Raw genomic sequence first — 24,180 nt, forward strand, 5'->3', positions numbered from 1 at the left:
GAGGAAAACCCATGAGTATCGGACAGATCGTTCAGGTGATCGGCGCGGTCGTGGATATTGAATTCCCGCGCGACGCGATGCCGAAGATTTACGAAGCGCTCGTCCTTAAGAACGACGACGCGAACTCCCTCGCCGAACAGGGCCTGGTGTTTGAGGTCGAGCAGCAGCTCGGCGATGGTGTTGTCCGCACCATTGCGATGGGCTCGTCTGAAGGCCTTCGCCGCGGCATGTCTGTCGAATCCACCGGCCGTGAAATCTCGGTGCCGGTTGGTCCGAAGACCCTCGGCCGCATCATGGACGTTCTTGGCCGCCCGATCGACGACTGCGGTGCGATCGAGGCCGAGGAAATCCGTCCGATTCACAATGAAGCCCCGAAGTTTGACGACCTTTCTCCGTCCGTTGACCTCCTTGAAACCGGCATTAAGGTTATTGACCTTATCTGCCCGTTCGCCAAGGGCGGCAAGGTCGGCCTGTTCGGCGGTGCCGGCGTGGGCAAGACCGTCAACATGATGGAGCTCATCAACAACATCGCTAAGCAGTACGGCGGCTACTCCGTGTTTGCCGGCGTTGGTGAACGTACCCGTGAAGGCAACGACTTCTACCACGAAATGGGCGAGTCGAAGGTTCTCGATAAGGTCGCCATGGTGTTCGGTCAGATGAACGAACCCCCGGGAAATCGTCTTCGCGTCGCTCTGACGGGCCTCACGATGGCAGAAGCCTTCCGTGACGAAGGCCGCGACATTCTGCTCTTCATCGACAACATCTACCGTTACACCCTCGCGGGTACGGAAGTGTCCGCACTGCTCGGCCGTATGCCGTCTGCCGTGGGTTATCAGCCGACTCTGGCTGAGGAAATGGGCAAGCTTCAGGAGCGTATTGCTTCCACGAAGACTGGCTCCATTACGTCGATTCAGGCCGTGTACGTCCCTGCTGACGACTTGACTGACCCGTCCCCCGCTACGACCTTCGGTCACCTTGACGCGACCGTGGTTCTTTCGCGTGATATTGCTGCTCTCGGTATTTATCCGGCTGTTGACCCGCTCGACTCCACGTCCCGTCAGGTCGACCCGAACATCATCGGTGTTGAGCACTACACGACCGCTCGTCGCGTTCAGGAAACCCTGCAGCGCTATAAGGAGCTTCGCGACATCATTGCCATTCTCGGCATGGATGAACTTGCTCCCGAAGACAAGCTGGTGGTGCAGCGCGCTCGTAAGATCCAGAACTTCCTCTCGCAGCCGTTCCACGTTGCTGAGGTCTTCACTGGCGCTCCCGGCAAGTATGTTCCGCTCAAGGAAACCATCCGCGGCTTCAAGATGATTGTTGATGGCGAATGTGATGAACTGCCCGAACAGGCGTTCTACATGGTCGGTACCATCGACGAAGCCTTCGAGAAGGCGAAGACCCTCAAGTAATGCTTTGCGGCAGCCGGCTGAAAAGCGGGTTGCCGCAAGCGCCCGACAAACGGAGCAACCTATATGGCTACCATTAAAGTCGACGTCGTCAGCGCCGAAGAACATATCTTCTCCGGCGAGGCCGAACTCGTGTCGCTGCCCGGAACGTCTGGCGAACTTGGCATCATGCCGGGGCATCTCCCGCTTATCACTCTGATTCGTCCTGGCTTTGTGCGCGTGCACAAGCCCGGTGAATCTGAAGTCGAACAGATCTTTGTGGCGGGTGGTGTTCTGGAGGTTCAGCCTGATCGAGTCACCGTTCTGGCCGACACTGCAGTCCGTAGCAAGGATCTTGACGAAGCTCGCGCCAAGGAAGCCCTTGCCGCAGCGGAAGCGTCCCGTGCGACTGCTACCGGCAGCATCGAGATTGCACGCATTGAAGCGGAAATCGCTGCCTTGGCTGCGGAGCTCGCGGTTATCAAGAAACTGCGCAGCAAGCTCTGATCAACTAAAGCCAACGACGCCTTTTAAAGCGGAGCTGCTTACGAGCATCTCCGCTTTTTCTTACCCATACTTTCCGTCAAAGCGCTAGCATTCTGCATAAGCAGTTTGAACTGGACCACTGTTTCAAGCATTGAAATGTTGGTCTTGTTGCAGCCATACACTCGTCCCTCGCAGACCAAAAATAAGTGTGCTGGGATTAGAGCTCAACTGAATGGAGGTTTAAGTATGAGCGCAGTTAAGATCCTCGTAACGACGGACGGTTCTAATTTAAGCGACAAGGCGGTGGATACCGCCATCGGACTTGCTGAACAGGTAGGCGGCTCGGTTGTCGGCATGACGGCTGTGCTTACGCCGGCTCCGGCTGGCGGCTTCGAGGACGAGGACCCGGTCGTCAAGGAGCGTCTTGAAGCCATTTCCCGCAAGGCTGCCGAAGCGGAGGTCCCCTGCGAGGTAATCGCCGAGCATGCTGAAACGGTTGCGCAGGGGGTGCTTGCCTGTGCGGCCAGGTGCAATGCCTCCTATATCGTGATGGCAAGCCGCGGACTCGGCACTTTCGGCGCACTGCTTCTGGGCAGCGAGACGCAGAAAGTGCTCAGCCAGGCGGATCGTCCGGTGCTGATTGTCCGCTGATGAGAATTTATTCTCACAGTTAGATTAATTAGAAAATTCCGCGCCTATGTGCGCGGTTTTTTCTTGTTCGCTGGCGAAGGACTGCGCGAAAAGCGCGGCAAATAAACGGAAAAAAGAAATGATCCCTCAGAATGACTGCTTCCTGCGTGCGCTTAAGCGCGAACATACGGACTTCACTCCGCTCTGGTTGATGCGCCAGGCAGGTCGATATCTGCCGGAGTACTGCCGCACCAGAGCTCAGGCCGGCAGCTTTATGGGGCTTGCGCAGAATCCGGATTACGCTACAGAAGTGACGCTGCAGCCGATTGACCGATATGGTCTGGATGCCGCCATTCTGTTTTCGGACATTTTGACGGTTCCCGATGCGATGGATCTCGGGCTTTCGTTCGTGCAGGGTGAGGGTCCTGTTTTTGCTCATCCCGTACAGAGCGAAGAAGCGGTTGAGAAGCTTTATGTGCCCGATCCCGAGGAAAAACTCGGGTATGTCATGGCTGCAGTGAGAAGCATCCGTGCTGCACTCAATAATCGGGTTCCGCTGATCGGCTTTTCCGGCTCTCCCTTTACGCTTGCCTGCTACATGATTGAGGGGCGCGGCAGCCGTGATTTCCGGACTGCCAAAACGATGATGTTCCGTCGTCCGGATCTCTTCGAACGCGTGCTCGACATTAATGCCGATGCGGTGGCGGCGTATCTCAATGCTCAGATTGCTGCGGGGGCCCAGGCTGTGCAGATTTTCGACACCTGGGGCGGCATGCTTGCAGATGGCGATTTCCAGCGCTTCTCACTGGCAGCAACGAAGAAAGTGGTTGATCGCCTGACGCGTACGACCCCTGATGGCGAGAAAGTGCCTGTCATCGTCTTTACAAAGGGCGGTGGTGAATGGCTGGCTGATTGCGCGGCAATAGGCTGTGATGCGCTGGGTCTTGATTGGACGACCAATCTCTCGCGAGCCCGCAAGGTTGTAGGCGATCGTGTTGCTCTGCAGGGCAACATGGATCCGCTCGTGCTTTTTGCGGACGAGAATACGATTCGCCGTGAAGCGCGCAAGGTTTTGGATGCTTTCGGTCCTGTTGGGGCTGGCGGTCATGTGTTTAACCTTGGGCATGGCATCAATCAGTTCACGCCAGTAGAAAGCGTACAGATCCTTGTTGACGAAGTTCATCAGTACAGCCGTCGCTACCACACTGCCGGTTGAGTTCTTATCAACGAGTTGTGCACAGATCTTGTGCTGACGATGCCGATAAGTGAATAAGCCCGTCGATTCCCGGCGGGCTTATTTAGTTCTTATCTTTCGTTGTGGGAGTAAGGCGGAAAATGCGAGCCACTCCTTATTTCCTGACTTCCTCATGGAAAAATGCACCGGAGGGATCTTCTGGCGCAAGAACAATCCACAAAGTTATCCACAACCCTCATCATCTTTCGCTCGATTTTGGGAGTCATTCTGAGCAGTGATTCATAAATAAAATCAGAAGTTCTGTCAGTATTTTTAAACAATGAGCCATGACCAGAATCGATCAGTTTGCCCGTGTGCTTGTAGATGCGCCCGGCCTGCCGCCGCTTGACTATCGGGTGCCTGAGGATATGCTCGCGGCCGCGGGGGATCTGGTTTTGGTTACCCTGGGGGCGCGCCGGGTTGTGGGTTTGATTGCGGAACTTCATTCAGCTTCAGATATCGAGTCCCGCCGGCTGAAGAGCATTCTGAAGAATTTGAAGATAACGGCTCCTCTCGGCTCTGAATGGCTACAGCTTACGCGATTTGCGGCCTCTTACTACATACGTTCATGGGGGGAAGCTGCGCTTCCGGCAATACCGCTTGCGCTTCGAAGAGCTCCGACCCCGCAGCAGGAAAAACGCATAGCCGGCATACGCAATGTCATGCCGAAGATTGATGCATGCCTGAAAAGCAAAGCGGCAGCACCGGCGCTCAACGATGAGCAGCGTGCAGCAGTTAACGCTGTGCTGTCGCAGGACGGATTCGCTTCTTTCCTGCTTTTTGGCGTGACGGGATCCGGGAAAACGGAGGTGTACCTTCATTTGATGGACGCCGTGCTGAAGGGAGATCCTGAAGCTCAGGTCCTTTTGCTTGTTCCGGAAATTAATCTGACGCCGCAGCTCGTGGACCGCGTTCGCGCCCGGTTTCCTGAAGAAGTTGTTGCAGCGCTGAATTCAGAATTTACAGAAAGGGAAAGAGCCGCAGCTTGGCTGGCTGCACATGAGGGGCAGGCAAGAATTCTTGTGGGTACGAGAATGGCTATCTTTGCCAGCATGCCCCATCTCAGGCTCATTCTGGTCGATGAAGAGCATGATCACTCTTATAAAGCCGGGGACGGACTGCGCTACAGTGCGCGCGATCTTGCCGTCTGGCGCGCATCCAGGCTTCAGTGTCCGGTTGTTCTGGGATCCGCAACGCCGTCGCTCGAGAGCTGGGCAAAAGCTCAGTCGGGAGCCTATAAGCTTCTCACGCTTACCAAGCGTGCGGCTCAGCATGCTCAATTGCCGGCAGTTGTTTTAACGCCTCCGCCGATTAAGGGGGCGCGCAGCATGATTACCGAGGTATCGCGGGAAGCCATGGAGTCCTGTCTGACAGAAGGCCGGCAGGTACTGGTGTTTCTCAACCGCAGAGGATATTCACCGGTGCTTTCGTGTCCTGCATGTGAATGGGTGAGTACTTGTGCAAGGTGTTCAGCCTTTACGGTCTACCACAAACGCGAGAATGCGCTGATCTGCCACCATTGCGGATGGAGGCGGTCGGTGCCGGAAGCCTGTCCGCAGTGCGGCAATGTGGATATTTTGCCGAGAGGTACCGGAACCGAGCGTATTGAAGAGGATCTCGCGGTACTTTTCCCTGGCAAGAGGATATTGCGCATCGATCGCGACAGTGCGTCAAAAAAACATGCCGCAGAAGAAGCGTTTAAAAAAGTTCATCAGGGTGAAGTGGATATTCTTGTCGGCACTCAGATGGTCGCGAAAGGACATGATTTCCAGAATGTAGGTCTGGTGCTGGTACTGAATCCTGATGCCCAGATATTGAGTCCCTCCACGCGAGCTCGAGAACAGCTTTTTGCCACGCTGATGCAGGTTGCCGGACGCGCCGGTCGTACGGGTGAGCGGGGACGCGTGATGATTCAAACTCGTTTCCCTGAGGACCCGCTTTTTGCCGCTCTTGCGCATCAGAACTATGTGGAATTCGCAGAGGATGCTCTCAGAGAGCGTAAAGAGAGTTCGGGTGTACCTTTTATTCGTCAGGCGCTTTTGACGGCAGAAGCCGACATGCTGTCGCAGTCGCTCGGCTTCCTGGAAGCAGCTGCGAATGCAGCTCAGAATATGTGCGGTGATGCCGTGCTTGTATACGATCCTGTGCCTATGCCTTTAGTAAGGCTTATGAATAGGGAAAGAGGGCAGCTTCTAGTTGAAAGTTCGGATCGGATGGCGCTGCACCGCTTTCTCGTTGAGTGGAGTTCAATACTGATGAAGCTCCCCAAGCCAGGGAAGACCACATGGGCGCTTGAGGTTGATCCCCTCGAAGCATGAAGCTCTGTATAATCAGAAACCTCCTCGCGTGGTGAAATGGATATCATACGGCCCTCCGAAGGCCGTGTCTCAGGTTCGACTCCTGACGCGAGGACCAATTTTTATGAGCTTTTTTTCGAGAAACTCAAGTCCTGTTATCCCGTACCGCTCCCAGATGCGGCGCGGGATTTTTTGTGTGGTGGATTAGCTATGAAAGTACCTGTAGAAGTGCTTGTTCACAGCAAGGCGAAGACGCTTGAGCTTGCTTATGAGGACGGTACGCGAGCGATTTTCCCATTTGAATTTCTGCGTGTTTTTTCTCCTTCGGCAGAAGTTCAGGGACACTCACCGGCGGAAGCTGTGCTTCAGGTCGGCTGCGCCAACGTTGGCTTGCGGGGTGTTGAGCCGGTCGGACAGTACGCTCTCAGGCTGATGTTCGACGACGGGCATGACACGGGAATTTATAGCTGGGATTATTTTGAAAAGCTTCGCGCTGAGCATGATGCGCTGTGGGGCGCTTATCTTGAAGAGCTCGCAAGCGTCGGTGCTTCGAGAGACCCGGCTGATCCTGCAAATGCACCGTTTCTTGCCCGAATGAAGCCCAAGAAGACCTGCAGCCATGGATAAAAAGGCAGAGAAGATGGAAGAAAAGCCGAAGAGCAATTCAGCTTCCGAAAAGCATCAGATTGATTTTGGCTTCAGCCAGATCGACGAAGCCGAAAAGGAAGAGCGAGTACGCCATGTGTTCGACAGTGTGGCGAAAAAATACGATCTGATGAACGATCTCCTCAGCCTCGGCATGCACAGACTCTGGAAGCGGCGCTGCATTGCCAGCGCTGCCGTCAAGCCCGGCATGAAGGTGCTGGATATCGCCAGCGGGACGTGCGATCTTGCCATGGCGTTTGCAAGGCTTGCGGGAGATGAAAACGTTACGGCAACGGATATTAATCACGAAATGCTCGCCTGCGGACGAGACCGCCTGCGGGCACACGGCGTGCGCTCGAACGTAGTGCTTGCCGATGCGGAGTGTCTGCCCTTTGATGAAAATTCCTTTGATGTCGTGACGGTTTCCTTCGGCATCCGAAATATGACGCACAAGGATCGGGCTCTAAGAGAAATGCTTCGCGTGCTTCGTCCGGGCGGCAAGCTGTTGGTCCTTGAATTTTCGCGTTGTTCAGCCTTTTTAAAGCCTTTTTACGACTTTTACTCTTTCCGTTTCATGCCCTGGCTGGGAGGGAAAATCGTCTCGGATGCGGCGTCCTACAGGTATCTAGCGGAATCCATCCGCATGCATCCGAATCAGCAGGCCTTTGCAAAACTCATGACCGACGCAGGTTTTTCTGATGTGAAATGGCACAATCTGACATTCGGAATCTGCGCATTGCACATCGGGAAGAAAAACTGAAAGAAACTCGATTACCGGGATGCCCGATGATGTTTGAGGAAAGCATTCCTGTGCAGATCAGATCAAAAAGGAAAGACCAAGATGAAAAACCTCGTAGCAGCTCTCGTAGTCTGCGTCGCTCTTGCAACCGCGTCTTTTGATGCAGATGCAGCCAAGCGATTTGGCGGCGGCGGCAGCCTCGGCCGTCCTGCCCCGACTTTTTCTCAGAAAGCTCCGGCAGCTCCTGCTGCGGCCCCTGCAGCTCAACAGCGCCAGCAACAGGGCGCGGCTCAGCGTCCCGCCGCGACTCCGCCTGTGCAGCAGCCTTCCATGATGGGACGCGTGCTCGGAGGCATCGCTGCGGCGCTTGGCATTACTGCCCTTCTGTCCATGCTCGGTCTCGGCGGGGCTGGTCTTTCGGGCATCATTACAGTACTGCTTCTTGCTGTCGTTGCCTTCTTTGTGGTGCGCATGCTCCTTTCGCGTCGGCGTCCCCAAACTCAGACCGCGGCAGCCGGGGGAGCTTCCTCCGATCCGTTCGCAGCTGCGCGTCCGGCAGAACCCTCGCGCCCGATGGAGTCGCAGGCAATGCCTGAACCCCAGAGCTGGCAGCAGCCTTCCGGTCAGGCGCCCCGTTCCGGAAGCGTCATGGATCAGCTGATGGGGGGAAATGGATCGACCGCCGCAGATGCCAATCCGGTGGATGTGACTCCCGCAGATTTCGATCGTGCAGGCTTCCTCAAGGCAGCGCGTGAGAACTACATCAAGCTCCAGAAAGCATGGGATACCGGCAACGTCATGGAGATTTCGGACTTCACCGACAACGATATCTTCACGGCTGTTACGCATCAGCTCCGTGAGCGCAAGGGCGAGGTCTACAAGACGGAAGTTGAAAAGCTTGACAACGAGCTTCTCGGCATTGCTCAGGAAGGCAAGGAGTACTTTGCCAGCGTGCGCTTTACCGGACGTCTTGTCATCAATGGCGAGGCGGAAGATCTCGATGAAACTTGGGTTCTTTCGAAGCCTGTTGAGGGAGATCGCGGCTGGCTGCTCTGCGCTATTCGTCAGAACGGCCCCACGGCTTGATAGCCAGAGGAGAGAGGTGATTTGCCTCTCTCTTATCTAATTGAATACGCTGCGTTTTTATTGAAGCGCGGCGTATTTTTTTTGATCTCGATGAAACATTGCCCGATTGCTGCCGATTAGCCGGGAAAAACGCGCCTTTCTGAAGGAACGCATCGGCGCATTGATTCCTACAATGCGCGAAAAAATCAAATCCTTCTTGGATTTTCCGTTCAACGTCGTTTTTACAAGGACATAAAAGGGATGACGCTGACTGGTTTTGTTCTGCTCTATCTTTTCGCAACCGTTGCGATTGGCGTGTGGGCCTCCACCCGCGTGAAGAGCACCAGCGATTTTGCACTTGCCGGACGCAGCCTTCCGCTGCCGATGGTGATTACCGCTACATTTGCCACTTGGTTCGGTTCGGAAACCATTCTCGGTCTTCCGGGACGTTTCATCGAAAGCGGCATTGCGGGCGTGATTGAAGAGCCCTTCGGGTCCGGCATGGCCCTGATTCTTGTGGGCACCTTCTTCGCGCAGAAGCTCTACAAGCAGAAGATTCTCACGCTCGGCGACTACTATCGCGATCGTTACGGCAGAAGCGTGGAACTCCTTTGCTCTGTTGCCATTGTGATTTCGTACCTTGGCTGGGTTGGTGCTCAGGTAACCGCGCTTGGGCTGGTGATCAATCTGATCACCGAGGGGGCGGTATCCATGACGACCGGCATGGTGATCGGCGCCGGCATCGTGCTCGCCTACACGATGGTAGGCGGCATGTGGTCTGTTGCCGTGACGGATTTCGTCCAGATGATCATCATCGTGCTCGGTCTGGTGGCGATTCTTTGGTTCGCTTCTGATCTGGCTGGCGGCTTCGGCAATGTCATCGAATATGCCCGCGGCAAGGATCTCTTCCATGCGCTTCCCGAACCGACGCCTTCCGGATGGCTTTTCTGGATCTCTGCGGCCATGACCATGATGATCGGCTCGATTCCTCAGCAGGACGTTTTCCAGCGCGTCATGTCGGCGAAGAATGTGCAGACGGCCGTCGCAGGCCCGATCATCGGCGGCTCTTTCTACATTCTCTTTGCCTTTGTGCCGATGTTCATCGTTGTGGCTGCTGTGCTGGTGATGCCGGAAGCGGCTCAGAAGATGCTTGCCGAGGATCCTCAGCAGCTTCTTCCGACGCTCGTGCGCGACTACATGCCGATGTGGCTGCGCGTGCTCTTCTTCGGCGCCGTGCTCTCGGCCGTGATGTCGACTGCATCGGCAACCATGCTGGCGCCTTCGACGATCTTCGTGGAAAACGTGCTTCGCCACTTTGCCCGCGTCGATGACCGCAACATGCTTTTTGCCATGCGCGCTACGGTTGCCTGCTTTGCCATCCTGGTGCTGATGTATTCGATCGCTCTCGAAGGCGCGCCGATCTACGACATGGTGGCGATGGCCTATCAGTTCCCGGTGGTAGGGGCATTCTGGCCGCTTGTCTGCGGTCTCTACTGGAAGAAGGCGACGCGCCAGGGCTGCTACGTTTCGATTCTCTTTGGCAGCGCTGTGTGGGTCTTCCTCACCTGGACGTCTGCAGGAGAAATCTTCCCGAACGTGTTGGGCGGCTTTATTGCCGCGGCGGCCGGCATGGTTGTCGGATCGCTCCTGCCGACCACTGACAACAAGCGATTTCTCGAGGAACGCCGCCGGAACATGATGAAGCGACCGGTGGATGCCGAGATTGGCAGCGGCCGGCTCCCTGCCATTACGCCGGTAAGCGCAACAGCCTGATTGCAACGACATGAAAGCGGCTCCGCGAGGCGGGGCCGCTTCTTCTACAATTTTGTTCATCTGCCGCCCTGTCGGCCGTCCTCTGGCGTTTAGTGAAAAAAAGATGAACATAGTCATTCTTGCTGCAGGCATGGGAAAGCGCATGCATTCCCGGCTTCCGAAAGTGCTCCAGCCCATTGCCGGGCGTCCCATGATCGACCATGTACTCGATGCCGCAGAAGGTCTGAGCGCATCTCCCCGGGTTGTCGTTGTGGGGCACGGCGCTGAAAGCGTGATGGAGCATCTTGCGGACAGGTCTGATGTGACCTTTGCCCTGCAGTCGCCGCAGCTCGGTACCGGGCATGCGCTTCGCCAGGCGCTCGGACAGCTTGATCGAAATGAGCCGAAAACGCTGGTGTGTCTGGGCGACGTTCCGCTGCTCTCAAAAGAGACGCTGGCGGCAATTGCCAGTGAAGCCGATAAGTCCGACCTGGTGCTCCTTACGGTTGAACTGGATAACCCGACAGGCTACGGCCGGATTCTCCGCAACAATGAAGGATTCGTGCGCGCGATCGTCGAGGAAAAGGACGCCTCGCCCGAGGAACGCCTTGTCCGCGAAGTGAATACCGGAATCATGTGCCTGCCGACATCACGGCTTGATGGCTGGCTCTCTTCGCTTAAGGCCGCAAATGCGCAGGGCGAGTATTACCTCACGGACGTTATCGGCCTTGCCGCAGACGAAGGGTTAAGGATTACAACGGTTCATCCCGGGCACGTCTGGGAGGTCGAAGGGGTGAATTCCAAAGCGCAGCTCGCAAGTCTCGAGCGTGTCTGGCAGAAAGAGCAGGCCCGCCGCCTTCTTGATGCCGGCGTAACGCTGATTGACCCTTCCCGCATTGACATTCGCGGAATCCTGGAGTGCGGCAAGGATGTGGAGATTGATGTCAACTGCGTGTTCGAAGGACACGTTCGAATTGCTGACGGCGTGCGCATCGGCGCAAACTGCGTTATTCGGAATGCTGAAATCGGCGAAGAAACAGAGATTCTTCCCTTCTGTCACATTGAAGGCGCCCGCATCGGCACGAACGGCAGGATCGGGCCTTATTCAAGACTCCGTCCTGGTGCGGAACTCATTGGCGGCAACCATATCGGCAATTTCGTTGAGGTTAAGAAGTCGGTGGTGGGAATCGGCACCAAGATTAATCACCTGACCTACATCGGCGACGCTGATATCGGCGCACATGTCAATATCGGAGCCGGCACCATTACCTGCAATTACGACGGCGTGAATAAATTCCGCACGCGTATCGGAGACGACGCCTTTATCGGGTCGGGAACGGAACTTGTTGCTCCGGTGGAAGTGGGTGCAGGCGCTACGATCGGCGCAGGATCCACCATTACCAAAAAGGTCCCGGAGGGCAAACTCACGGTTGCCCGGTCGAGGCAGGTCACAATTGAAGGCTGGCATCGTCCGGTCAAGAAATAAAGGAAAGGAACCATGTGTGGAATCGTCGCTGCTGCAAGCAGCCGCAATATTGTCCCGCTGCTTTTGGAAGGCCTTCGGCGTCTTGAGTACCGCGGGTACGATTCCTGCGGCATTGCAACTGTCGGTCCTGACGGTCTCCGGCGCTGCCGATCGACGGAACGTGTTGCGCAGCTCGCTGAGGAAGCTAAGGAAGCCGGCCTCAACGCCGTCACCGGCATTGCGCATACGCGCTGGGCGACGCACGGTGCTCCTGCCGTGAGGAATGCTCATCCGCTCTTTTCGCACGATTTCATCGGTCTGGTGCATAACGGCATCATTGAGAACTACGAGTCCATTCGTGCGAGGCTTCAGGATCAGGGTTACGAATTCACGAGTCAGACCGATACGGAAGTGATCGCGCATCTGGTTTATTCCAACTATCAGGGAGATCTTCTGGCGGCGGTTAAAAAGTCTGTTCTGGAACTGCGCGGAAGCTATGCGCTCGCGATCATCTGCCGCGATGAGCCCCATAAGATTGTTCTCGCTCGCCAGGGCTCTCCGCTTGTTGTCGGCATCGGTGAAGGCGAGATGCTTGGCGCCTCGGATGCAATGGCTATCGCCGGAGTGACGGATCGCATCATGTACCTGGCAGAAGGCGATGTCTGCGAAATTACGCCGCATACGTGTCAGGTATGGAGGCGCACTGAATCGGGAGAATTTGTTCCGGTTGAGCGTGAAATTCGTGTGGTGCAGGCTTATTCGGGGGCCGTGGATCTTGGCCCCTACCGCCACTACATGCAGAAGGAGATTTTTGAGCAGCCCCGCGCCATTGCCGACACGCTTGAAGGTGTTGCAGGCATCACGCCAAGGCTTTTCGGCGCAGATGCAGAAAAGGTGCTTTCCGGCGTATCGAGACTTCTCTTTCTTGCATGCGGCACTTCTTATTACGCAGCGCTGACAGCGAAATACTGGATTGAAGCACTGGCAGGCATCCATTGCGATGTCGAGATCGCAAGCGAATACCGCTACCGAATTTCAGTGCCGGATCCGGATGCGCTGGTAATCACGATTTCTCAATCCGGCGAAACTGCGGACACGATTGCTGCGCTGCGTCACGCTAGAGATGACCTTGGCATGAAGCGCACGCTCACGATCTGCAATGTTTCGACTTCCGCCATGGTTCGGGAAAGCCGTCTTGCGTACATCACGCGTGCCGGCGTTGAAATCGGCGTGGCATCGACAAAAGCGTTCACAACGCAGCTCGCGGCAATTTATCTGCTCGCGCTCACGCTCGCGAAGATGAACGGACGCCTCAATGAGGAAGCGGAAGCAGAAGAACTCAAGCGGCTGCGTCACATTCCCTCAGCGCTTTCTTCAGTGCTGGCTCTTGAACCTCAGGTTATGGACTGGGCGGAGCGGTTCGCAGGCAAGGATCATGCGCTCTTCCTCGGGCGCGGCGTGCATTATCCGATTGCTCTCGAAGGGGCATTGAAGCTCAAGGAGATCAGCTACATTCACGCCGAAGCTTATCCGGCTGGCGAGCTGAAGCACGGGCCGCTTGCTCTTGTGGATGCCAATATGCCGGTGGTGACGGTTGCGCCTAATGACAGGCTGCTGGAAAAACTCAAGTCCAATATGGCTGAGGTGAGAGCCAGAGGCGGAGAGCTTTACGTCTTTGCGGATGGCGACTCCAATATTGTTCCTGATGAGAGGATGCATGTCATCAGACTGCCGGAAAATTACGGCATGCTTTCTCCCATTCTTCATGTCGTTCCGCTGCAGCTTCTTGCTTATCATGCAGCGCTTGTCCGCGGCACCGATGTGGATAAGCCGCGCAATCTTGCGAAGAGCGTAACGGTGGAATAACCTCCGCCTGAACTCAAAGAAAAAGCCGCGACATGTCGCGGCTTTTTCTTTGAGTCAGCTGAAAGCGAAATCAGCTTCCGGCAATAAACGTGCGGATGCCTGATCCGACGAACTGCACGCCGATGCAGATGAGAAGGAATCCCATGAGCTTGCCGAGCACCAGCGTGCCCGAAGGTCCGAGCCGGTTGGAGATGACGTCCGAATAGCGCATGACGAACCATGACGTGGCAGTCGCGCAGATGATCGCAAGCGCAGTCCAGGCAAATGCAATCGTCATGTCGATATAGTCGGAAAGTTCAGCGATTTCCGTTGAAAAGCCGATGACGACGGCGATCGTGCCCGGACCAGCAATGCCCGGCATGGCAATCGGGAAGAATGCATAGTCTTCTCTATCGCGGCGCACAATCGGCGCTTTGTTCGGGGTATTGCCGCCGAACAGCATCTGGTAGCCGATGGCCGCAACGACAAGTCCGCCCGCGATACGCATGGCGCCGTAGGAAATGCCGAAGAAGGCAAGAAGAACATTGCCGCCAACCAGAGAGACAAGCATGATGGCTGCGGCATAGATGAATGCCCATTTGGCCTGCTGGCGCTTTCTCTCTTCGCTCATCCCCTGAGTGAGGCTGATGAAGAGCGGAATCTTGGAGGGCGGGTTGGTAATCGTGATGAGCGAGATCAGGCCGCCCAAGAAATATTGGAAATGTATGGCTTCGAACATGATTCCGGGCCGTTATTCAAGGAAAGTACGGCGCCTCCTCAATGCAAGGCACAAAAAATGTAAGCAGAGCTTTCAAATTAAGCAATTCTACCTGCAACCTCATCCGTCAGTCTGAGTAAAGGTTCTGCAGATGCCAATTTTTGCCTCAGTCTTGTGCTATAAACTGAACCCTCGTTCACTCCTGAACAAATGTTCAGGGTGATGCCGAATTTCAATATTGAAACGTCAATCAGGTTGGATTGAGAATGTTGTTTACAAGAAAAGCGATACATGTCGCCGTTGGCGCAGCCCTTGGAGCGGCTCTCCTGCTGACAAATTTCCATCATGAGGGCCTGATTAATCAGGTTCAGGCCGCTGAGGGACAGTCCCGGCCGCCTTCTGAAGTGGTGGTGGTCACCGTGAAGCCTCAGGCAGTGCGCATTGATGCGGTTCTGACGGGCCGCACCAGCGCGTATAACGTTTCCGAGGTGCGTCCGCAGGTAAACGGCATTCTCCAGAAGCGTCTCTTCAAGGAAGGTCAGGAAGTTAAGGAGGGCGAACAGCTCTATCAGATTGATCCTGCCATCTATGACGCGCAGCTGAAGACTGCTGAAGCAACCCTTGCTCAGGCGCGCGCGACGCTCGTACAGGCGCAGGCTGATGCCAAACGCTCCCGCGAACTCGTGAAGATCAATGCTGTTTCCAAACAGTCTGACGATGCTGCGCAGGCCCAGCTTAAGTCGGCTCAGGCGGCCGTGAAGTCGGGCGAAGCTGCGGTTCTTACGGCAAAGATCAATCTCGACTACACCAAGGTTCGTTCTCCGATTTCCGGCCGCGTTTCGCGCTCTGAATTTACGGAAGGCGCCCTTCTCACGGCTTATCAAAGCCAGGCGCTGACAACCGTACAGCAGCTTGATCCCATCTATGTCGACGTGACGCAGACTGCCGAGGATCTCCTTCGCATTCAGCGGGAAATTGCCGCGGGCGAACTGAAGACGGACGCCGATGGCGCGGCTCCCATGTCGCTCATTCTTTCCGACGGATCAACCTATTCGGAAACCGGCAAGCTCACCTTTACCGACGCGATTGTTGATGAAGGTACGGGCACCGTGAAGCTCCGCGCGGTGTTCCCCAATCCGCAGCGTCAGCTGCTGCCGGGCATGTTCGTGCGCGCAAACCTTTCGGAAGGCATTCGTCCTCAGGGCATTCTCGTGCACATGCAGTCGGTCATGCGTGATCTGAAGGGCAATGCGTATGTCTATGTTGTCGGAACAGACAATAAGGTCGAGCAGCGCTCTATTACGGTTGGTCAGACGATGGGTACATACTGGCTCGTTACTTCGGGTCTGAAGGAAGGCGAACGCGTGATGTTCGAGGGCTTCCAGCGTACTGCTCCGGGCGCAACGGTTGCTCCGAAGGAGTTCGATCCCAAGACGGCGCCGGAAGGCAAGCCGCTTTTCTAAGCTGGAGACGCTGATTCATGTTTTCGCGTTTTTTTATTGATCGCCCGGTCTTCTCTTGGGTGATTGCAATCGTGATCATGCTCGCAGGCCTGCTCTCCATCGAGACGCTGCCGGTGAGTCAGTATCCGCAGATTGCACCTCCGCAGGTGAGCATCACTGCAACCTATCCGGGTGCTTCGGCCGAGACGATTGAGAACACCGTTACTCAGATCATTGAGCAGAACCTTACGGGTCTTGACGGCTATCTCTACATGAATTCGACCTCCGACTCAGCGGGCCGCGTGAGCATCACCGTGACCTTTGAGGCGGGCACCAATCCGGATATGGCACAGGTGCAGGTGCAGAATAAGATTCAGACTGCCCTGACATCTCTGCCGCAGGTGGTTCAGCAGCTCGGCGTCGAAATTCAGAAAACGTCGGCCAACTTCCTGATGGTTGTGGGCTTCATGAGCAAGGACCCGTCCATGACGTCGGGCGACCTTGGCGACTTCCTTGAGTCAAGCATCAAGGAGCCGCTCTCGCGCGTGAGCGGCGTGGGCGAAGTGCAGGTCTTCGGCTCGTCTTATGCAATGCGCGTCTGGCTTGATCCGGACAAGCTCGTTAAGTACAAGCTCAATCCTTCGGACATCACGGCTGCGATCTCTGCGCAGAATGCTCAGGTTTCCACGGGCAGCCTGGCGGGTCAGCCTACTGACGGCAAGCAGGAATTTACGGCGACGATTTCTTCGTCAAGTCTGCTGCAGACGCCGGAGCAGTTCCGCAATATTCTGCTCAAGGTGACCGATGAAGGCGCCAACGTGTATCTGCGCGATGTGGCGGAAGTGGCTCTCGGTCAGCAGTCCTACACGGCCTTCGGCACGTATCAGGGCTACCCCAGTTCGGGCATTGCCGTGAAGCTTGCCTCCGGCTCCAATGCGCTTGAAACTCAGGCTGCGGTGATGGAGCGCGTTGAAGAGCTTAAGCACCTGCTGCCGGCGGGCGTCGAGGCTGTGGTTCCGTTCGATACCACGCCCTTCGTGCGCGCTGCGCTTCATGAAGTTGTGAAGACGCTCGTTGAGGCCATCATCCTCGTTGTGTTCGTGATGTTCCTCTTCCTGCAGAACTGGCGCGCCACGATCATCCCGACGATTGCGGTGCCGGTGGTGCTTCTGGGTACTTTCGGCATGCTCTCCATTACGGGCTTCTCCATCAATATGCTCACCATGTTCGCCATGGTGCTTGCGATTGGTCTTCTGGTGGACGATGCCATTGTGGTGGTGGAGAACGTTGAACGCGTGATGCGCGAGGACGGTTCGAGCCCCTATGACGCGACGGTGAAGTCCATGGGGCAGATTACCGGCGCTCTGGTGGGCATCGCCATGGTGCTTTCGGCCGTGTTTGTGCCGATGGCATTCTTCGGCGGTTCGACCGGCGTGATTTACCGCCAGTTCTCGATCACCATTGTTTCTGCAATGGCGCTTTCAGTTGTCATCGCGCTGACGCTGACGCCTGCTCTCTGCGCGAAGATTCTCAAGCCGGTGGACCATGAGCACCACATGGGCAAGGGAGGCTTCTTCGGCTGGTTCAATCGCGGCTTCGAAGCTCTGACGATTGCTGTTCGCGACGCCGTGGCGGGGTTCATTCATCACCCGCTTCTGCTTGTCGTCAGCTACGCCGCTGTGGTCGCCGCTATGGTGATCGGCTTCATCAAGCTTCCGACCGGGTTCATGCCGGCAGAAGACCAGGGCGTAGCGCTCCTCACGATGCAGCTTCCGCAGGGGGCTACGATGGAGCGTACGGACCATGAGCTTCGTCGCGTGGAAGGATTCCTGCAGAAGACGGAACAGGAGACGCTCGACAGCTTCTTTGCCGTGCGCGGCTTCTCATTCGCCGGTTCCGGACAGAACATGGCGCTGGGCTTCCTGAAGCTCAAGGACTGGGCTGAACGCCCGAATGCTTCCCAGAGCGTGGAAGCCATTCAGGGCCGTGCTATGGGCGCCTTCATGATGTCGCCTGAATTTAAGAATGCGAGTACGTTTGTCTTCCCGCTCCCGGCTGTGCCGGAACTCGGCGTTGCGGACGGCTTCGACTTCTTCATTCAGGATCAGAAGGGTCAGGGACACCAGAAACTGATGGAAGTGAGGAACAAATTCCTTGCCGCAGCGCATCAGGATCCCCGGCTGACGATGGTTCGCCACAACGGCATGGATGACACTGCGCAGATGAAGCTGAATCTCGACTACGAGAAGCTTTCTGCACTCGGTCTTGATATTTCGGGCGTCAATTCCACCATTTCTACGGCTCTTGCCGGTTCCTACGTCAACGACTTTCTGGATCGCGGCCGCGTGAAGCAGGTCTGGGTTCAGGGCAATCAGGCTGCCCGCATGCAGCCCGATGATCTGAAGCGCTGGCATGTGCGCAACGATAAGGGTGAAATGGTTCCCTTCTCGGCATTCATGACGATGTCCTGGGATTACGGCAGCCCGAACCTCGAGCGCTTCAATGGACTTTCTTCCATCAATATTCAGGGCAGCCCCGCCAAGGGTGTTTCCTCTGGCGATGCGATGAAGGCCGTTGAGGAAATCGCGCAGAAGACCTTCCCGGAGGGATACACGATTTCGTGGAACGGCGTTTCGTATCAGGAACGTCAGGCGGGTTCGCAGGAAGCGGCGCTGTATGCAATTTCGCTCCTCGTGGTGTTCCTCTGCCTTGCTGCGTTGTATGAAAGCTGGTCCGTGCCGATTGCGGTCCTCCTCGTCATTCCGTGCGGCATTGTGGGCGCTCTGGGCCTCACGTGGATCCTCGACATGAACAATGACGTCTACTTCAAGGTGGGCATGCTGACGACGATGGGACTCGTGAGTAAGAATGCCATTCTGATCGTCGAGTTCGCGAAGGATCTGCTCGAGCAGGGTGAGGATGTTGTGCATTCGGCTCTGCATGCGGTTGAGCTCCGTCTGCGTCCGATTCTGATGACGTCGCTTGCTTTCGGTCTTGGCGTGCTGCCGCTTACGGTTGCGCATGGTGCCGGTTCGGGCGCTCAGAACGCTATTGGCGTGGGCGTGCTTGGGGGCATGATTACGGGTACGGTGCTTTGCGTGGCATTCGTTCCGGCCTTCTTTGTCTTCATCAGCCGCATTTCGCACAGGATTTCCGGCAAGCCCGGGAAACCTGCTGCAAAGGCAGCAACTGAAACCGCCGCAGTCTGATAAGGCCTTCTTCAGGGGCGTTTTCCTCCGGATTTCCTGGAGGAAGACGCCTCAGAAGACCGAACTCATTTTCAATGATGGAATCTGTCCTAGAGGACAGCAGCAAAACATGAAAAAACTTCTGCCGATTCTTCCGCTGGCGGCTGCCATGATTCTTTCGGGGTGCGTCAATCTGGCTCCCGAGTACGAACGTCCGGCTGCTCCTGTCGCTGACCAATGGCCGATGGGCGAGTCTTATAAAACGAGTGAAATGAAGCGCGAGTCGCTCCCTGAGTGGCAGGACTTTATTCGCGATGAACGCCTGCACAAGGTAATTGAGCTCGCACTCGCGAATAACCGCGATCTGAGAATAAGTGCGCTCAATGTTGAAAAGGCTCGTGCGCTTTACGGCGTGCAGCGTGCTGAACTTTTCCCGACCGTTGCGGCGCGAGCTTCCAACACGGCGTCTGATGTGCGCGGGGGCATGTCTGCGACACACTCGTACACTGCGCAGCTTGCGATGTCGAGTTATGAGCTGGATTTCTTCGGGCGCGTGCGCAATCTAACCGAACAGTCGCTGCAGAGCTACCTGCAGAGCGAGGATGCACAGCGCACATCCCAGGGCTCGCTCATCGCTGAGGTCGCCATGGCGTGGCTTACGCTTTCTGCCGATCGCGCTCAGCTGACGCTCCAGGAGGAGACGCTTAAGAGTCAGGAAGAAAGCTTCCGTCTTGTCGAAGAAAGCTACAAGTACGGCGCCGCAAGCCAGCTTGACTATGAGCAGGCGCGCACCACTGTGGCCGCCGCCCGCGCGCAGATTGCCTCGTACGTCCGTCAGGTTGCACAGGACCGCAATGCTCTGGAACTTCTCGTCGGCGCCAAGGTCGACGAGGCGCTCCTGCCGGAGACGCTGGTGCTCGACAGCACTTTGCCTGCCTCAATTCCTGAAGGCGTGCCGAGCGAGGTGCTGCTGAACCGCCCCGACATCATGAGCGCAGAGCGCGGCATGATTGCTGCCAATGCCAATATCGGCGTGGCTCGGGCTGCCTTCTTTCCGAGCATTTCGCTCACTGCCGCTGCGGGCTCCACCGGAGGAGCGATGCATCTGAGCGACCTTTTTGCCAAGGGTACCGGCATCTGGAATTTTGCTCCGAGCATTTCTCTTCCGATCTTCACGGGCGGCGCCAACCTCGCTAATCTGCGTGCCGCGGAAGCGTCGCAGCAGATTGCCGCGGCCACCTACGAAAAGTCGATTCAAACGGCTTTCCGCGAAGTTGCTGATGCACTCGCTACGGAAGGCACGGTTGAGCGCGAACTTGCGGCCCGTCGCGACTATGCAGAAGCTGCCGGACGCGCCTATGAGCTCTCCAGCTCCCGCTACAAGCACGGTGCGGCTGCCTACACGGAAGTGCTTGATGCGCAGCGTGCCAAAGTGTCTGCCGATCAGCAGCTGATTACGGCGGAACTTGCCCGGGCCTCCAGCATGGTGACGCTTTACAAGGTCCTCGGCGGCGGCACGCGGATCGCTCAGCCGGCTGCGGCTGACGGCAAGGTGTCCGAGTGAGCGCGGCAAAAGAAGCATCTGAGGCGCAGCAGCAGCATCGCGAGGAAATCGTTGATGCTGCTGAGCGCTGCGTGTTTGCTGCCGGCCTCCATCAGCTGAAGCTTCGCGATATTGCCCGTGAAAGCGGGAATAGCCTCGGAAATATATACAATTACTTCACAAATAAAGAAGAAATTGTGGAGGCGCTTGTTGAACGCCAGACTTCCCGCTTCCTTGCGACTGTCACGCGGTCGGCGGAGGAGATCCCTGGCGAAAAGCATGAGGAGCGCGTGCTGAGGCAGATTTCGGTACTTGTGGATGCCTACATGGATCCCGAGTCGATGCGCCTCTCGATCTTCATTGCGAGTGAAGCGCTGGTGAACCCCCGGGTGCTTGATATCTGCGTTGCGGCCAATCGCCGTGTTTGCGAACACGTGATTGACGTCATTCGTCATGATCCGAACTGCAATGTTGACGTGACGGATGAGGAAATGGAGGTACGGATCGTCTCCGTGCGATCTTATCTTGAGGGGCTGAGAGGTTCGCTTCTTTTCAACCCCACAATGAACCGCAAGCTTATGCGGGACTGCGCCATTGAGCGTCTGCGCGTTCTCTGGCGCTGGGATCAGGCTAAGGCTCAGGGAAAGATGTTTGAAGACGTATTTGAACGCTGACCCAGGTCATTCCACAGACGGCTAACGAAAAAAATCCCCCGGTCTTCGGCAAGAACGGGGGATTTTTCAATGCTGGTCCGATAGGAGATTACTTCTTCTGGTCCTTATCGAAGCGGACCGGGATGAAGATGCGGCCTCCATCGCGCTGTACGAGAAGAAGCACCTTGTCCTCGCGGCAAGCCTTTTGAAGATCTTCTGCGCTCTTTACAAGCTTGCCATTGGCGCTCACGATGATGTCGCCCGGGGCAAGACCAACGGAAGAGGCGAACTTGCCCACCTTGGTGATGAGAAGCCCCGTCGTGTCGGCTTCACGGCTTTCCTCATCCGTGAGGATGCGGCCTTCAATGCCGAGACGGTGTCCGTTTTCCTTGGCTGCGCCGCCGGCAGACTGATCCGAATTGGGATTGGTGCCGATGGTGATGGAGAGCTTTTGCTCCTTCTTGTCGCGGATCACCGTAAGTTCAGCCTTGGTGCCGGGGCGAACCGAGGAAACGAGCATCGGGAGCGACACGGAGGACGTAATCTTCTTGCCGTTGAACTCCGTAATGACGTCGCCCGCCTTGAGTCCGGCCTTCTCTGCCGGGCTGCCCTTTTCGACCTTCGTCACCAGAGCGCCTTCAGGCGTCTTAAGCGCAAAGGAGTCAGCCAGTTCCTGGGTGATTTGCTGGATGTAGACGCCAACGTAGCCGCGGGTGACGCGGCCGTCCTTCACGAGCTGATCCTTGATCTGCATGGCAAGATCGATCGGAATGGCAAAGGAGAGGCCCATGAAGCCGCCGGAAGTCGAGAAGATCTGCGAATTGATGCCGACCACCTCGCCCGCCATATTGAAGAGCGGGCCGCCCGAATTGCCCGGATTAACGGCAACGTCGGTCTGAATAAAGGGAACGTACTGATCTGTAGGCAGATTGCGCGAAAGAGCGGAGACGATGCCGGCGGTCACCGTATTGTCGAGTCCAAAGGGGCTGCCGATGGCTGCCACCCATTCGCCGACCTTAAGCTTCTGCGAATCGCCGATCTTGAGAACAGGCAGATTCTTGGCGTCAATCTTGACGATGGCGATGTCGGTCTGCTTGTCGGTGCCGAGCACTTTGCCGGTGAATTCGCGCTTGTCGGTGAGTCGAACGACAATACGGTCCGCTCCTTCAACAACATGCGCATTCGTCATGATGAGGCCGTCATCGGAAATGATGAAGCCCGACCCGGTACCGCGCTGCTCGGGAATTTCCTCTTCACCGCCGCCGAAAGGCATGGGGAAGCCGAAACGGCGGAAGATGTCCGCATGGCGTTCATCCATTCCGGGGATGCCGAAAGGAACAGAAACCGTACGGGCATTCTTAATGACGGAAATGTTGACGACGCCGGGGCCGTTGTCTTCAACCAGCTTGACGAAATTGGGAAGCTGAGCAACAGACTGGGCAGTCTGCTGCTCGGAGTCTGCCGCGCTGGCAGAAAGCGGGGCGGCAAGGATCAGCGCTGCGCTGAGAGCAGCAGCAAGCGTGGTCTTAGTGAACAACTTCATGAAAAAGGCTCCTCTTAGCCTGATGCCGGGTGCATCGACCGGTTCTCTATGTTTCTAATAGCAGAAACTCTACCTGAGGGAGCGAAATCCTTCAGAAACACTAGAGTAAAGCGTGTTTTGGCCCGGTTAAATTTGTAACAGAAGAGGTGAGAGGAACATCTTCAGATGCGGCTGGATGGTACCGCGGCATTGTGGGGAGATGAGGCTCCGAGCGGAGGGAAGGAAAGTTTGAAGATGGTTCCTCGCCCATCAAGACCGTCCTCGATCTCAACAGTGCCGTGATGAATGTCGACAATGCGCTTCACGATGGCGAGGCCCAGGCCCGTACCGGACGTTTTGGTGCCGAGGGCGCGGTAGAAGCGGTCGAAAACCCGGCTGCGTTCTTCAGGGGCAATGCCAGGGCCGTTGTCGCAGACGCGCAGCACGGAGAGACCGTGTTCGGTGGAGGACGTGATTTCAATGCGTCCTCCCTCAGGCGTATAGCGGATCGCGTTGTCCGTCAGGTTGGTAACCATCAGACGAATGGCATCCTCCATGCCGTCGAGCATGGCAGGGCGGGCATCCTCCGTGATTTCTATGTGCTTCTGAGCCGCAATGGGCGCCATGTCGTCCCTCACGCTTTTGACCAGTTCAGAGAGATTGATGGTCGTCATCGGCTTTTTGGACGCGTCCGGATCAAGACGGGCAATGGTGAGAAGTTGCTGCACAAGGCGTGTTGCCCGGTTAATCCCTTCGTTGAGGCGGGAGAAGCATTTCTGCTGCGCTTCGGGCGTTTTTGCTCTTTGAGCCAGCTGAACCTGGAGTTTCAGCGCAGTAAGAGGCGTGCGCAGTTCATGCGCAGCATCGGACGCAAATCGCTGCTGAGCTGAGAGGCTGTCTGCGAGGCGCCGCAGAAGATCGTTGATGGCGTTTACCAGACTCGCGAGCTCTGCCGGGAGCCCTTTGGTAGAGAGCGGTTCAAGAGATGTCGGCGAACGGCGCGCTACGGATCGAGCGGTTTTTTCGAGCGGAGCGAGGCCGCTCCCGACAACAATCCAAACCGCGATGGCGATGAAGGGAAGAAGCAGACAGAGCGGCTGAAGGATGCGGAAGGCAGCTGTGGCAGCGAGTGATGTGCGCACTTCCAGATCCTGCCCCGCAGTGATGACCAGCGGACCGACGGCGACGGAATAAGTCCGCCAGGTTTTCCCCTCAACTTTGACGAGGCCGAAGCCGGGACCTTCGGGAAGCGGCATGGCAGGCGCTCCCTCCCGCTGCCAGAGACTGTTGTGCGCAGAATCGTAGACTTGCACGATGACGCGGTAGCTCGGCGCATCACCGATGATGGTCAGGTGCTCTGGCTCCTTGGTAGGCATGCTGTGCCGCACGGAGTCGCCGAGCGACTCCGCGGTTTCGCGCAGATGAGAGTCCAGAAATTCATTGAACTCCGCCTGCGCGGAGAAAAAGGTGGCGGTGGCTGTCGTGAATCCGGCAGCCAGAAGCGCCAGAAGCAGCGTAAAGAGGAGCTTCCTGCGAATGGAGGTCATGCTTGGCCCTTTGTGTCA

General features: G+C 56.6%; 18 protein-coding genes and 1 tRNA gene. 16 read left to right on the top strand and 3 right to left on the bottom strand.

Annotated features, from left to right (window positions below; translation table 11 throughout):
• Window positions 1-11: 11 nt before the first annotated feature.
• From atpD to glmS, 12 genes are all read left to right on the top strand, one after another.
• Window positions 12-1,415, top strand: a complete 1,404-nt coding sequence (gene atpD / locus Q0106_RS01490; protein ID WP_139688341.1) for a F0F1 ATP synthase subunit beta — start codon at window positions 12-14, stop codon at window positions 1,413-1,415.
• Window positions 1,416-1,478: 63 nt separating this feature from the next.
• Window positions 1,479-1,898 (top strand): F0F1 ATP synthase subunit epsilon, encoded by a 420-nt coding sequence (locus Q0106_RS01495; protein ID WP_152156893.1) that lies wholly within the window; start codon window positions 1,479-1,481, stop codon window positions 1,896-1,898.
• Between the two features lie 225 nt (window positions 1,899-2,123).
• On the top strand, window positions 2,124-2,528 hold the full coding sequence (locus tag Q0106_RS01500) for a universal stress protein (protein WP_295488875.1): 405 nt from the start codon (window positions 2,124-2,126) through the stop codon (window positions 2,526-2,528).
• Between the two features lie 118 nt (window positions 2,529-2,646).
• Window positions 2,647-3,723 carry a uroporphyrinogen decarboxylase gene (hemE, locus tag Q0106_RS01505; RefSeq protein ID WP_297607924.1) on the top strand — a complete coding sequence of 359 codons (1,077 nt, stop codon included), beginning with the start codon at window positions 2,647-2,649 and terminating at the stop codon, window positions 3,721-3,723.
• A gap of 305 nt (window positions 3,724-4,028) precedes the next feature.
• Window positions 4,029-6,059, top strand: coding sequence for a primosomal protein N' (priA, locus tag Q0106_RS01510; RefSeq protein WP_297607927.1), 2,031 nt, complete (start codon window positions 4,029-4,031; stop codon window positions 6,057-6,059).
• A 22-nt stretch (window positions 6,060-6,081) separates the two neighbouring features.
• Window positions 6,082-6,156, top strand: a tRNA-Arg gene (locus tag Q0106_RS01515).
• Window positions 6,157-6,248: 92 nt separating this feature from the next.
• A complete protein-coding gene (locus Q0106_RS01520) occupies window positions 6,249-6,665 on the top strand; it encodes a DUF971 domain-containing protein (protein ID WP_297607930.1) in 417 nt (138 codons plus the stop codon).
• A gap of 13 nt (window positions 6,666-6,678) precedes the next feature.
• Complete coding sequence (ubiE, locus tag Q0106_RS01525) at window positions 6,679-7,443, top strand: bifunctional demethylmenaquinone methyltransferase/2-methoxy-6-polyprenyl-1,4-benzoquinol methylase UbiE (protein WP_297608062.1); 765 nt, start codon at window positions 6,679-6,681, stop codon at window positions 7,441-7,443.
• A gap of 81 nt (window positions 7,444-7,524) precedes the next feature.
• Window positions 7,525-8,508 (top strand): TIM44-like domain-containing protein, encoded by a 984-nt coding sequence (locus tag Q0106_RS01530; RefSeq protein ID WP_297607933.1) that lies wholly within the window; start codon window positions 7,525-7,527, stop codon window positions 8,506-8,508.
• Window positions 8,509-8,748: 240 nt separating this feature from the next.
• Window positions 8,749-10,260 carry a sodium:solute symporter family protein gene (locus tag Q0106_RS01535; RefSeq protein WP_297607936.1) on the top strand — a complete coding sequence of 504 codons (1,512 nt, stop codon included), beginning with the start codon at window positions 8,749-8,751 and terminating at the stop codon, window positions 10,258-10,260.
• Window positions 10,261-10,363: 103 nt separating this feature from the next.
• The gene (glmU, locus tag Q0106_RS01540; RefSeq protein WP_297607939.1) at window positions 10,364-11,725 is read left to right on the top strand and encodes a bifunctional UDP-N-acetylglucosamine diphosphorylase/glucosamine-1-phosphate N-acetyltransferase GlmU; all 1,362 of its coding nucleotides are present in this window, start codon (window positions 10,364-10,366) and stop codon (window positions 11,723-11,725) included.
• Between the two features lie 12 nt (window positions 11,726-11,737).
• Window positions 11,738-13,570, top strand: coding sequence for a glutamine--fructose-6-phosphate transaminase (isomerizing) (glmS, locus tag Q0106_RS01545; RefSeq protein ID WP_297607942.1), 1,833 nt, complete (start codon window positions 11,738-11,740; stop codon window positions 13,568-13,570).
• A gap of 70 nt (window positions 13,571-13,640) precedes the next feature.
• Here glmS and Q0106_RS01550 read toward each other — a convergent pair whose 3' ends face one another.
• Window positions 13,641-14,288 carry a MarC family NAAT transporter gene (locus Q0106_RS01550; RefSeq protein ID WP_152157474.1) on the bottom strand — a complete coding sequence of 216 codons (648 nt, stop codon included), beginning with the start codon at window positions 14,286-14,288 and terminating at the stop codon, window positions 13,641-13,643.
• 245 nt (window positions 14,289-14,533) lie between these two features.
• On the opposite strand from Q0106_RS01550, the gene Q0106_RS01555 reads away from it, so the two are divergent.
• The 4 genes from Q0106_RS01555 (at window position 14,534) to Q0106_RS01570 (ending at window position 21,114) form a co-directional block, all read left to right on the top strand.
• On the top strand, window positions 14,534-15,730 hold the full coding sequence (locus tag Q0106_RS01555; protein WP_297607945.1) for an efflux RND transporter periplasmic adaptor subunit: 1,197 nt from the start codon (window positions 14,534-14,536) through the stop codon (window positions 15,728-15,730).
• A 17-nt stretch (window positions 15,731-15,747) separates the two neighbouring features.
• Complete coding sequence (locus Q0106_RS01560) at window positions 15,748-18,918, top strand: efflux RND transporter permease subunit (protein WP_297607948.1); 3,171 nt, start codon at window positions 15,748-15,750, stop codon at window positions 18,916-18,918.
• Between the two features lie 109 nt (window positions 18,919-19,027).
• Complete coding sequence (locus Q0106_RS01565) at window positions 19,028-20,461, top strand: efflux transporter outer membrane subunit (protein WP_297607951.1); 1,434 nt, start codon at window positions 19,028-19,030, stop codon at window positions 20,459-20,461.
• Window positions 20,458-21,114 carry a TetR/AcrR family transcriptional regulator gene (locus tag Q0106_RS01570; protein ID WP_297607954.1) on the top strand — a complete coding sequence of 219 codons (657 nt, stop codon included), beginning with the start codon at window positions 20,458-20,460 and terminating at the stop codon, window positions 21,112-21,114. The genes Q0106_RS01565 and Q0106_RS01570 overlap by 4 nt, the downstream gene beginning before the upstream one ends.
• Before the next feature lie 88 nt (window positions 21,115-21,202).
• Here Q0106_RS01570 and Q0106_RS01575 read toward each other — a convergent pair whose 3' ends face one another.
• Complete coding sequence (locus Q0106_RS01575) at window positions 21,203-22,636, bottom strand: DegQ family serine endoprotease (RefSeq protein ID WP_297607957.1); 1,434 nt, start codon at window positions 22,634-22,636, stop codon at window positions 21,203-21,205.
• 161 nt (window positions 22,637-22,797) lie between these two features.
• A complete protein-coding gene (locus tag Q0106_RS01580; protein WP_297607960.1) occupies window positions 22,798-24,162 on the bottom strand; it encodes an ATP-binding protein in 1,365 nt (454 codons plus the stop codon).
• Window positions 24,163-24,180: the final 18 nt, after the last annotated feature.

It is taken from the genome of uncultured Sutterella sp. (assembly GCF_937923675.1).
Lineage (GTDB): Bacteria > Pseudomonadota > Gammaproteobacteria > Burkholderiales > Burkholderiaceae_F > Sutterella.